Source organism: Acidithiobacillus sp. (assembly GCF_049965315.1).
Taxonomy (GTDB): Bacteria; Pseudomonadota; Gammaproteobacteria; order Acidithiobacillales; family Acidithiobacillaceae; genus Acidithiobacillus_B.
In genome coordinates this window covers 1-11,532 of the sequence record NZ_JBMFWL010000046.1, presented here as the reverse complement: position 1 = coordinate 11,532, position 11,532 = coordinate 1, and the positions used below count along the sequence as shown (strand labels likewise).

8 protein-coding genes and 1 tRNA gene are annotated in these 11,532 nt (G+C 61.6%); 1 reads left to right on the top strand and 8 read right to left on the bottom strand.

The window, feature by feature from the left end; genetic code table 11:
* Positions 1–365 precede the first annotated feature (365 nt).
* The 8 genes from ACP5MM_RS09330 to ACP5MM_RS09295 form a co-directional block, all read right to left on the bottom strand.
* A complete protein-coding gene (locus tag ACP5MM_RS09330) occupies positions 366–1,919 on the bottom strand; it encodes a phospholipase C (RefSeq protein WP_427934487.1) in 1,554 nt (517 codons plus the stop codon).
* A 112-nt stretch (positions 1,920–2,031) separates the two neighbouring features.
* A complete protein-coding gene (locus tag ACP5MM_RS09325; RefSeq protein ID WP_427934485.1) occupies positions 2,032–2,763 on the bottom strand; it encodes an energy transducer TonB in 732 nt (243 codons plus the stop codon).
* A 75-nt stretch (positions 2,764–2,838) separates the two neighbouring features.
* A complete protein-coding gene (locus tag ACP5MM_RS09320; protein WP_427934484.1) occupies positions 2,839–5,196 on the bottom strand; it encodes a TonB-dependent receptor in 2,358 nt (785 codons plus the stop codon).
* A 76-nt stretch (positions 5,197–5,272) separates the two neighbouring features.
* Positions 5,273–5,674, bottom strand: a complete 402-nt coding sequence (locus ACP5MM_RS09315) for an ExbD/TolR family protein (RefSeq protein ID WP_427934483.1) — start codon at positions 5,672–5,674, stop codon at positions 5,273–5,275.
* The gene (locus ACP5MM_RS09310; protein WP_427934482.1) at positions 5,674–6,357 is read right to left on the bottom strand and encodes a MotA/TolQ/ExbB proton channel family protein; all 684 of its coding nucleotides are present in this window, start codon (positions 6,355–6,357) and stop codon (positions 5,674–5,676) included. Before ACP5MM_RS09310 ends, ACP5MM_RS09315 begins: the two co-directional genes overlap by 1 nt.
* Positions 6,358–6,420: 63 nt before the next feature.
* Positions 6,421–7,257 (bottom strand): response regulator transcription factor, encoded by an 837-nt coding sequence (locus ACP5MM_RS09305; RefSeq protein WP_427934481.1) that lies wholly within the window; start codon positions 7,255–7,257, stop codon positions 6,421–6,423.
* Between the two features lie 410 nt (positions 7,258–7,667).
* A complete protein-coding gene (locus tag ACP5MM_RS09300; protein ID WP_427933429.1) occupies positions 7,668–8,183 on the bottom strand; it encodes a DUF3568 family protein in 516 nt (171 codons plus the stop codon).
* Positions 8,184–8,321: 138 nt separating this feature from the next.
* Positions 8,322–8,408: transfer RNA gene (locus tag ACP5MM_RS09295), tRNA-Leu, on the bottom strand.
* A 127-nt stretch (positions 8,409–8,535) separates the two neighbouring features.
* On the opposite strand from ACP5MM_RS09295, the gene ACP5MM_RS09290 reads away from it, so the two are divergent.
* Positions 8,536–11,364 carry a type I restriction-modification enzyme R subunit C-terminal domain-containing protein gene (locus ACP5MM_RS09290; RefSeq protein WP_427934480.1) on the top strand — a complete coding sequence of 943 codons (2,829 nt, stop codon included), beginning with the start codon at positions 8,536–8,538 and terminating at the stop codon, positions 11,362–11,364.
* Positions 11,365–11,532 lie beyond the last annotated feature (168 nt).

Sequence of the window (11,532 nt, the reverse complement as noted above, 5' to 3'; positions counted from 1 at the left end):
ATGCTCAGTTGAAACTGCCGACCTCAAAAGCAGCATGAGGAACGAATAAAGCCCTCCACAAAACTCGGGGGGATTCATAAGGCGACAAGGACGGCATTAGACAACAGGGTGTTGCGTTTCATGAAATCGTTCTCCGGCTGGCCAGCATTCGCTGCCGCGATTATAGGAACGCAATGTGAACCTGATGTGTCATTTTCATGACAAATTGCCATCCTGAACACTTATTTGTAAGCGTAATTCACGCTGTTCATTTCAACGATCATGTTCTGCAGAACACTCCGGAAGGATGCAGCGCCTCCGCGATCGGTTACGCGAACAAAAAAACGCCCCGCAGGGCGTTGTGGCATTGTGAGAGTGACGCCTTCCTAGGCGAAGAATGCCCCCCGGGGTTTTTGCTGGAAGTCGAAGGCGTCGGTGAGGGGGTAGGCATTGCGGTCACGGGTGTCCAACGGACTGAGGCCGAAGCGGCGTTCGATGAGGGCAAGGAGGGAAGTTGTGTCACCGCTGCGGTGGTCCACATAACCGGCCCGAGCCCAGGGGCTGACCAGCAGCGCCGGGATGCGCGTGCCGCAGCCGAATTGGTCTGGCTGGGGCGCGGGCAGATGGTCCCAGAAGCCGCCGCCTTCGTCGTAGGTGATGAATACGGCGGTTTTTTCCCAACTGGGGCTTTGGGCGAGGGTCTTGAGCAGGCCCATCACCCAGCGCATGCCCCACTGGGGTGCCGAATCCTCCGGGTGCTCATCGTGGGTACCCGTGGCCTTGAGGAAGGACACGGCGGGGAGCTTGCCGTTTTTGACGTCCTCGTAAAAATCCGTTTCGTCCCGGACATGCCCGGCGCGGACGTTGTTGAACCAGCTCGGATAATATTGAAAGGGGTTGTGATGGGGCACGTAGAGGTAGCCCGTGTCGATGACTGCGGAACCGTCGCCGGGACCGTCGGCGCGTTTCATGGCCCAGGGTTTGACGGCATTCCAGTTTTCATTATACCAGGCCCAGGAGACGCCGGCAGCGTCCAGGCGATCGCCAATATTGGCATAGCTTTGCTGCTCCGGGGGCGGGGCGATCTTGAGCTTGTCGGCATTTGCCTCGGTGGGGCCGAGGAGGGGAGGGAGGTCGTTGATGAGGATGCCGTTATGGTCGTAGGGCAGGTCGAAGATGGGCGGTGTGAGGCTGCCCATGAGGCGTTGCGGGGCTTGGTGCCAGACGGCGGAGCGGGCGGCGGCGAGGTAGAGGGCGTTGCCGGTGGAACCGCCGCTCATGGCCTGGAAGAAATGGTCGAAGAGGACGTACTCATCGGCAAGGCGATGGTAATCGGGAATGTCGCTACGCTCATAAAAGCCCAGCACGGCGCCTGATGGTCTGGATTCTTCAAAGGTCATGCGCACGGCGTTGATGTCGTGCTGGGAGAGCTTGTTGAACGGCTTATGGTGTTTGGACATGGCCAAGGCCACGAAGCGATCCATCTTGCCGCCATCCATCTGGGCGTACATGCGAAAGAAGTGGTGTTCCGGGTCCCAGGGAACATTGTGGGTGGCGGGGATGTAGGGGGCGAGATGAAAGGGGAAATTGTCCAGCAGGGCGCCGTTGAAGCCGGGAATGTCTTCGGGAACGGGGAGGTAGGAGTAGGGAATGCCCGCAGGATTTTTTTGCTGGCCGAGAAAGCGCGGATCCACCTTGCCGTCCTGGTTCAGCAGGTTGGCGACCATCGTCCCCTGGGGATGCTGGTAGGTGCCAAAGTAGTGATCGAAGCTGCGGTTTTCCTGATAGATGATGACGATATGATCGATATGCGCACGCAGGCCCGCCAGATCCACGGCGTCGGCCGCCTGGGCCAGCCCCGCGAGATGGGGGGCGGCGGCCAACGCGGCGCTGCCGAGGCCCACGGTTTTGAGGAACTGTCTGCGGTTTTGTTGGAACATTTTTGAGTACTCCTTGGGTTTGGCTATATTTATCACGGATTCGGCAGTTGCTGGGCGTCCTTGCCCACCATCTCCATGGGGTTGTTCTAAGATGGCTTGAACCTGATCTCTGTCATTCATCCCGGTGTGCCGACAAACGCACCTGGACCGCAAAGTCCATGTCATGTTTGGGCATGTCCTTGGTGAAAGGGGGGTAGTTTTCCTCCCGCACCGCGCGGAGGGCTGCCCGGTCAATGGGTCCCACGCCGCTACTCTGCGCCACGCGGGCGGATAACAACTGGCCGGATGGCGTCAGGCGGAATGCAATCACCGCCGTCCCACTGGCGTGCATCAAGCGTACCTCCTCGGGCACGCGGGTACCGGCCTGCACCCGCGCGCGCAGCAAGGCGGCATAGCTGGCAATGGCATTCTGCTGCGTGGCCGGACTGGGGGCCGGCGGTGGCGGCGGCGCAGGCGGCGTAGGGGCTGGCGGTGTGTAGACCGGCGCCGCGGGCGTGGGGGCCTTGGCCAGCAATGGTTTGGGGGCCGGGGCGTGATGTATGACCGGTCGAGGAACAGGGGTTGGTCTGGGTACCGGTTTCGGGATGGGTTTGGGCTGCACCACCGGTTTTGGCAGGGGCGGGATTGGGAGGGGTTTGGGCGGGGCCGGCTGCACCATGTGGACGGCGATGATCTTCTTTTCCGGCACCGTGGGCTTGGGCGGGGGGGTGCGCGATCCGACCCACAGGATGCCGCCCATCAGCAGGGCCTCCAGCACGGCCCCCGCTATCAGTGCCCGGCCAAAATGTCCGCGCTGGGGATTGCCACCCATCGGGGTGGAGCCGCTCATCAATATCGCGTTCACAATCAGTCCTCCAGACTGGCAGAAAGGGTACGCGCCGCCCCCGCCGAAGAGTCCCGGCGAGGGCGCTTCGTCCCATTAGAAATTGGCGGTAATGCTGCCGTATACCGTCAGAGGCGCGCCCGGCAAGGCCAGGACCTGTCCCGCACCTCCGCCCAGCAAGCCGCCGCTCGTGATGTATTCGAAGGCGTTATAGTGGTTGTTGGTGAGATTGAGGATGTCCACGCCCAGCTTGACATCCTTGAGCAAAGGCACGCCATGGGTCGGCACCGTGCTGTCCAGGCCCAGGTTGATGGTGCCGTATGCCGGCATCTGCTGGTTGGTCGGCGCTCCGGTGAGATTGCTGAACAGACTTTGCGCGCCGACATACTGATACCACAGGCGCGGTTGCAGCATGATGCCGGAGACGAAGTAATTGTAGGCAGCGCCGATGTTGAAGGTGCTGTCCGGCACGTTGGACACCGGCAAGCCATTGTAGCTGACGCCGGCGTTGACATAATGGGCGAAGGTCGCCTTCTCGAAATTGAGGTTGGCAAATACGTGCAGGTTATAGAGGGGATCATCCGCAAAGGCGATATTCACTCCCTGATAGATGGAGTCGCCATTGCCGTCGCCCAGGTAGTTGCCGTTGGCATCGGAAATGGGGATGTATTGGTTTGTGTAATGGAGATGGTAGAAACTCGCGGTGAGCAGGAAGTTGCGCAGATAAGGGCCCTCGTTGAAGTGCACCTTGATCCCGGCATTGTAGTCCGCGCTCTTTTCCAGGTTGTAGATCGCCGGCGTGCTCTGGTAAAGACCGCCGCCGCCGCCCACGTTGGGTTCCTTGTAGGCTTGGGCGTAACTGGCGAAGACGGCCAGCCATTGCAGCGGCTGCCAATTGAAGTCCACCGACGGTTCCACCTTGGTAAAACTGTTGTTCGCCGCCGGCAGAACCCCCTGATTATTGTTCGGATAGAGGGCATAGGCCTGGGCAAAATCGGTGGCCGGGGCCGGGTAGTAATTGGTTTGGTAATTGATGAAGCGCACGCCCGGCGTGATGTGGAGATTGTCCATGGGACTGATCCGGTCCTGCACGAAGGCGGCCAGATCCGTCTGGTCCCAATAGTCGCTGCGATAATGCGCGTTGGGCACCTGGAGGGAACCATAGTAGGGGGCGTTGCTGTTGTAAAACGCGTTGCGGGAATTGTAACGGCTCTTCAGGAAAAAGCCGCCGAGATCCACGTCGTTGTAGGGGAGCTTCACCGACAACCACAATTTATCCCCATAGACGCTGTCATAAGGATTGTTGAACTCATACAGATTGCTGGGATTGCCCAGGCCATAGTTGTTGTAATGGACGTGCAGGCGCTGACCGTGGCGGTACCAGACCATGTTGTGCGCGCCTACCATCCGGTCCAGGGCGACGTTGAGCTTGCTGTAGACGAGCCAGGTGCTGTTGCTGTCCTCCTTGTTCCAGACGCCGTAGGGCAGGGAGGAATAAAACCCCGAGGTGGCCTGACTGTAAAGGGGACTGTTGGGGGTGCCATCCATCGTCACCCCGCCAATGGGATTCAGGGGAATGGGCACGGGGCGGTAGCCTGAACCCTTGGCCAGATAGGCGCCGAGGGAGAAATCGCCATTGCTGAAGGTCTTTCTGCTTTTCAAAAACCAGGCGTAGTCATAACTCGGATTGGCAAAACCGTCGGGGCTCTGGCGGTAGCTATCGCCCGATCCCGCCCCTCCGGCGAGAATGGTGGACCAGCCGTCCACGCTGCCGGTACGGATATTGAAGACGATATTCTTGGTGTTGTAGCTACCGTAAGACATCTTGATGGATGCGCCGGGCTTCGCCGTTGGCTGCAAAGGGACGAAGTCGATCTGCCCGCCGATGTTGTTGTACCAGCGATCCAACGGGTTCCCTGGTCCGTAAGTGATGCCGATGCCTTGCAGGATTCCGGTTTGCGGCACCTGGGGGCTTTCCCACAGCCCGGTGGAGGGATCCACCATGGGCACGCCGTCAAAGGTGACCGAGATGCTGCCGTCGTCGACCTGACCGCCGGATGGCGAGACCCAACCCTGCTTGATCCCATTGATGCTGATGGTATTTTTGGTGGCACCCGTATAGCCGTAGCTGGCCACGCTCACGCCCGGCGCATAGGAAAGCGCTTGCGCGCTGCCGCCCACCGGCCCGGCAGCGGCCATTTGATGCTTGCCGAGCACCTTGATGGATTGACCGGAATGGAAATTGCTCTTCTGCGTGAGGGACTGAGCCTCCTGACTGCCGAGATAGGACACGGAATTGGCAGCGGCATTCACCTGGCCGACATTTACCGGGTTCTTCGCGCTGCTGTCGGTGGCTGCCGTGACTCCATCTGCAAAGGCGGCGGGGCTGAGCAGGATCATCCCGGAACCGGCGAGCGCCAGGATCAAGGGGCGTAGCGGCGTTTTCTTCGACATTTGTACTGCTCCTGTTGCTTTGGCGGTTGATGGCGTTCCATAACGGTTTTTCGCGTCGCAAGGCCGTACATTGCCGTCAGCCGGCCGTTTTTGCGGCGATACCGATGTCACTGACTCCGGCCTTCTGGCAGGCGTCCATGACGTGGATGAAGTCCTGAAAGGGGACCGCCTTGTCGGCGGCGATGGTGATCTGGGTCTTGCCCGGGTCTTTATCACTGGCGAGCATCTGCTGCAGGCTGGCGAGGGTGTAGTGATGGCCCTTTACCATGACGGTGCCGTCCCTTTCGATATTCAGGGTGTAGTGGGGCCGGGGCAGGCTTTTGGCCTGGCTGGAGGCCGGGAGTTGCAGGTTGAGCCCCTTGTCGGGGATCATCTGCAGGGTGATCATGATGAAGAACACCAGCAAAAATAGCATGATGTCGATCATGGGGATGATCTCCACCCGGCCCTTGCGGGCCTCGAAATAGCGTCTGGCCATCAGCCGGCCCTCGCCATGACCACCGCCGCCGGGACCGTATCGCGGATGCCCTCGGCGCCCAGCACCGGATGACCGTCCATGCGGTTGAGGAGCATGGTCTTGAGGGAATCCATCTGCAGCAGGATCATGCGCACCTGGTTGTTGAAGGCGTTGAAGGCCACCAGCCCGAGCATGGCGATGAAGAGGCCGGAGGCCGTGGCCACCAGGGCGTCGGCCACGCCGCCGGTGACGGCGGTAGGGGCGTGGCCCGGCTGGGCGAGGACGGAAAAGGCGTGAAACATGCCGATGATGGTGCCAAAGAGGCCCAGCAGGGGCGCCAGGGTGACGATGGTATCGAGGATCCACAGCCGGCGATCCAGTTGCGGGGCCGTCACCAGGATGCTTTCTTCCAGGCGGTTGGCCAGCGCTTCGTCCTTGACCTGCCCATGATGATTGGCGGCGCTGCGCAACAAAGCGGCTTCGGGAAGATCTCCGGCCTGCTCGGCCAGTTTTTCCAGGGTTTCCCGATCCAGCCGGCCATGCCGACCCATTTCCTGCACGAAGATATGGCCGCGCAGGATGGTGCGGCGCAAATACCAGAAGCGGTCCACCATCACCGCCAGGGCCACCAGCAGGAGGAGGGCCAGCACATATAAAATACCGTCGGAATAGTTGGCGAGGTGGATAAGATATTGGGTGTCCATGGCAGTCCCTCAAAAAAGTCAGGCGGGAAGATAACAAAACGATGTGACGCTTTTATGAAGCTTTTATGACAAACACCCATCCTGTGGCGGGGGGATAGCTGGATCGATGGTCTTTTCCGGACGGGGCAGGGTCAGGCGATAACCGAAGCCGTGGGCGGTTTCCAGCCATTCGCCGGCATGGCGGGTATCCAGGGCCTTGCGCAAGCGATGGATCTGGGCGGCCACGGAGTTTTCCTGGATGAACTTGCTCCCGTCGCTGAGCAGCGAGGCGATGTGCCGGGCCGAGAAGGTCTGATCGGGATGCAGGGCGAGGTAATGGAGGAGACGAAAGAGGCGCCGGCTGAGGCGGATCTCCTGGCCGCGCACCCAGACCCGATGGGTGCGGGGGTTCACCTGCAGGATCTCCATTTGTCCCGCTACCACCTGTTCCCAGTGATTGTTGCGTTTGAGCAGGGCGCTGATCTGGGCCAGGAGCAAAGTGTCGCTGACGGGTTGCGTCAGATAGGCATCGGCGCCGCCATCGAGGGCCATCATGGCCATGCTCTCATTCTCCCCGGGGCCGATGGCAAGGATGGGCAGATTCATGCCCTCGGCGCGGGAGCATAGATCCTTGCACCAAGCGCCCATGGCGCTGGACCAGGGAGAGATGACGAGGAGTTGGGGATGCCAGCGCTGCACCAGCAGGGTAGCCGCCTCCCTTGCGGCGACGCTCCGGGGCAGGGCCCCGAAGCGGCGGAGGCGGGTGATCATGGCCGGCGCATCGCCTTTCTCGGACAGCAGGAGAATGCGGGATCGCTCCAGAGGATCGGACTCCTCCCAGCGCGCGGCTGCGGTCAGCCAGAAGGCGTCGGTCAAGTGGAGGGCGTGATGGGCTACGCCGCCGATGAGGGTGTAGAGCATGGTCAACCCTTGCCGCCCATACCCGCGGCGCATGCCGCGGGCCGGCGGAAAGAATTCGCGGGCGCGTTATGGCGGGAATGGACGATGGGGAGTTGCGCTGCGTTGCTGCTCGTTGTCATGCCCACGGCGGCCTCCTTGTATGCGCTTGATCGCGGCACCGACAAGGGTAGCGGAGCAATGTGACACTATGATGAAGGTTTTATGACAAGGTCATGACAAATACGCAGATCGATGGCGGGGTTTTGGTCGGGTAAGGTGCGGACAAACGCCCTTGGCGGGCTTCGCGGGAGGCATGGAACCCCCTGGGGGGATATTCCGCCAGAAATACAGAAGGACGGCGCCCCGGAGGGCTGCCGCCCCCTACGGGAGGGCGCGCGACACTTCCGGGAAGCGCCGCACGTCGCTGGGGGTCATTGGAGGGGGATGGTCTGCTGTTGCGCTTGCGCCGGGGGCGCAGCGCTCTCACTCGGGACGGTGCTCGCCGGAGCCACGGCGCTGGCGGCCATGCCCAGGTGCTGGGAAAGGGTCTTCTGGAACTGCAGGGAGAGGGCCTTGTCGCCGAAGGTGCCCACCCGGACATTCACCTTGGTGACCTGGGTGCTCATGGAGGTGAAGGTGATCTTCACGGTCTTGCCGTCGCTGGTGGTGCCTTCCATCAACTCTACATTGGAGGTCTTGCGGATATTGCCGTTATAGGCGATGCCCATTTGCTGCAAGGTGGCCCGGGATGCGGCGCTGGCCTGTTGCAGGGAAACGGGATAATAGGCGTAATAATTGGCGATGCCACCGTTTTCCACATAGGCTACGGCGCCGCCGCCGGCACCGGCACCGAGGAGCGCCACGCAACCACTCAGGGGCATGGCCACTGCTGCGCAACCCAGGGCAATGAGCGCCCAGCGCCCTCCTTGAAGCATTTTTCCTGACATCTCGACCTCCGCTTGCCGCTGCCGCGGCATGGACTGGAATGGAAACCCGTGCGTAAAAAGTCCCACGACACCGTGCCTTTGTCCAGTGGGGTGTTGCGGCTACAAAAAAACCCCGGCACTATGCCAGGGTCGTGTATTTGGTACCGGGAGTCGGACTCGAACCGACACGATGTCACCACCACCGGATTTTGAGTCCGGCGCGTCTACCTGTTCCGCCATCCCGGCAAAATCTGAGAAGAATTATAGAGAATGGTGCTGCGCTGGGCAAGGACTTGTACAGAGGCTTTCGGTATGGGGGTTTTTGTCCTAATCTGTGCTTCATAATGGAGAAAACGACCATCCCGGAGCCGCCGTGAGCAACCCCGAGCAGGACGCCCGCCAGACCATCGACCAACTCCTCCAGGGGGCCGGCTGGCAGGTCTGCGATGCCGCGGCGGTCAACATCCATGCCGCCCGCGGAGTGGCGGTCCGCGAATTCCCGCTCAAATCCGGCCACGGCTTTGCCGACTATCTCCTCTATGTGGACGGCAAGGCCGCAGGCGTCATCGAGGCCAAGAGGCAGGGGATGACCCTCTCGGGTGTGGAGGTCCAGGCGGCAAGATACACCGCCGGGCTTCCGTCCGGCCTGCCCGCCTGGCACAACCCCTTGCCCTTCGCCTACCAGTCCACCGGGGTCGAAACCCGCTTCACCAACGGCCTGGACCCGGAACCCCGCGCGCGGCTGGTCTTCGCCTTCCACCGCCCGGAGCTTCTGGCGGAATGGCTGGGGGATGCCGCTGGGACCGGTATGGCGCAGGTCGCCGATACGCGCGGGCGCTATGGCGTGGCGGGCCGCACCGTCCTCGAGCGCCTGCAGCACATGCCGTCCCTGCGCACGGAGGGGCTTTGGCCGGCGCAGATCCAGGCCATCCGCAACCTGGAGCAATCGCTGCGCGAAAACCGGCCCCGCGCCCTCATCCAGATGGCCACCGGCTCCGGCAAGACCTTCACCGCCATTTCCTTCATCTATCGCTTGCTGCGCTTTGCCGGGGTGCAGCGGGTCTTGTTCCTGGTGGACCGGGGGAATCTGGGCGACCAGACCCTGAAGGAGTTCCAGCAGTACGCCTCGCCCTACAACAATTTCAAGTTCACCGAGGAATACATCGTCCAGCGTCTCAGCAGCAACACCATCGACCAGACGGCGCGTGTCTGCATCTGCACCATCCAGCGCCTTTACGCCATGCTCAGGGGCAAAGAGCTGCCGGAAGATCTGGAAGATGTATCGGTGGACCAGCTCGGTGGTCTGTTCAGGCGGCCCGAGCCCATCGAGTACAACCCGGCCATCCCCATCGAGACCTTCGACATCATCGTCACCGACGAATGCCACCGCTCCATCTACAACCTCTGGGCGCAGGTGCTGGAGTACTTCGACGCCACCCTCATCGGCCTCACCGCCACGCCCAGCAAGCAGACCTTCGGCTTCTTTCATCAGAACCTGGTGATGGAATACAACCACGAAATGGCCGTGGCCGACGGCGTCAACGTCAACTACGACGTCTACCGCATCCGCACCGCCATCACCGAGGCCGGCTCCAAAGTGGAAGCCGGCTACTCGGTGCAGATCCAGGAGCGCGATACCCGCAAGAAGCGCTGGGAACAGCTCGACGACGACTTCAGCTACGACCCCAACCAGCTCGACCGCGACGTGGTCGCCCCGGACCAGATCCGCAAGATCATCCAGACCTACCGCGACAAGCTCTTCACCGAAATCTTCCCCGGCCGCACCTGGGTGCCCAAGACCCTCATCTTTGCCAAGGACGACGCCCACGCCGAAAACATCGTCGAGATCGTGCGCGAGGAATTCGGCAAGGGCAACGCATTCGCCCAGAAGATCACCTACCGCAGCACGGGCGCCAAGCCCAAGGACCTCATCAACGAATTCCGCACCAGCCCCATGCCCAGGGTCGCCGTCACCGTGGACATGATCGCCACCGGCACCGACATCAAGGCGGTGGAAGTCGTCATGTTCATGCGTGCCGTCAAGTCCCGCAGCTTCTTCGAGCAGATGAAGGGCCGCGGCGTGCGCGTGATTGCGCCCGACGACCTGCAAAGCGTCACCCCCGACGCCACCGTCAAGGACCACTTTGTCATCGTCGATGCCGTTGGCGTCTGCGAGCAGGACAAGACCGATTCCCGCCCCATGGAGCAGAAGCCCACCGTCAGCTTCGCCAAGCTCCTGCAGGCCGTCGCCTTCGGCAACACCGAGGACGAGGTGCTCACCTCGCTCGCCGGGCGACTGGCCCGCATGGAACATCGCATGAGCGCCGAGGACGACAAGCAAATCCGCGCGCTCTCCGGCGGCTTGGGCGTCAAGGAACTCAGTCACCACATCGTCGCCGCCCTGAACCCGGACCGCCACATCGAGCAGGCCAAGGCGGATCTGGGCATCGCCCCCGGCGACGACCAGCCCATCCCGGAATCGGCCCTGGCCGCCGCCCGGCACAAGGTTATCCAGGAAGCCATCAAGCCCTTCTACGACCCCAGGCTGCGCGAGGCCATCGACGAGATCAAGAAGAAAAACGAAGTCGTCATCGACCACGTGAGCGCCGACGAAGTCCTCGAAACGGGCTTTTCCCGGGACGCCCTCGACCGCGCCAAAGGCATGGTCCAATCTTTCGAGCAGTTCATCCAGGACCACAAGGACGAAATCACCGCCCTGCAGGTGCTCTACAGCAAGCCCTACAAGCAGCGCCTCACCTTCGAGGCCGTGAAGGAACTCGCCGGCGCCATCGAAAAGCCGCCCTACCTGTGGAACGAATCGCAACTGTGGAATGCCTACGCCGCCCTGGAGAAATCCAGGGTCAAAGGCGCCTCGGGCCGCCGCATCCTCACCGACCTCGTGTCCCTCGTGCGCTTCGCCATCCATCAGGACAACGAACTCATCCCCTTCCCCGAGCGCGTCAACGCCAATTTCAGGGCATGGTTGGCGGGGCAGGAAAGCGCGGGCCAGCCATTCACCGAGGAACAGCGGCGCTGGCTGGAAATGATCCGCGACCACATCGCCGCCAACCTGGGCATCGAGCCGGATGATTTCAACTACGCGCCCTTCGTCCAGGCAGGCGGGCTGGGCAAGGTGCATCAGATCTTCGGTGAGGGTTTGAGCGGGTTGCTGGAACAGTTGAATGATATTTTGGCGGCTTGATAGGTACTGTAAACGGTGCTTTAATGGGAACATTATTCGGTATAGGAGCCACCCATGAACATCGTACCTGCCCAGGAAATCAAACGGCGCGGCATCGCCGCCGTGGACGAAGCCCTGGCCCAGGGCCCCGTGCACATCGTCAAGAACAACCGCCCGCAATACGTGGTG

Bases quoted from the DNA above. Each gene is read 5' to 3' on its own strand.
- ACP5MM_RS09310 (WP_427934482.1), bottom strand. From the start codon at position 6,357: ATGGACACCCAATATCTTATCCACCTCGCCAACTATTCCGACGGTATT.
- ACP5MM_RS09315 (WP_427934483.1), bottom strand. From the start codon at position 5,674: ATGGCCAGACGCTATTTCGAGGCCCGCAAGGGCCGGGTGGAGATCATC.
- ACP5MM_RS09330 (WP_427934487.1), bottom strand. From the start codon at position 1,919: ATGTTCCAACAAAACCGCAGACAGTTCCTCAAAACCGTGGGCCTCGGC.
- ACP5MM_RS09300 (WP_427933429.1), bottom strand. From the start codon at position 8,183: ATGTCAGGAAAAATGCTTCAAGGAGGGCGCTGGGCGCTCATTGCCCTG.
- ACP5MM_RS09320 (WP_427934484.1), bottom strand. From the start codon at position 5,196: ATGTCGAAGAAAACGCCGCTACGCCCCTTGATCCTGGCGCTCGCCGGT.
- ACP5MM_RS09305 (WP_427934481.1), bottom strand. From the start codon at position 7,257: ATGCTCTACACCCTCATCGGCGGCGTAGCCCATCACGCCCTCCACTTG.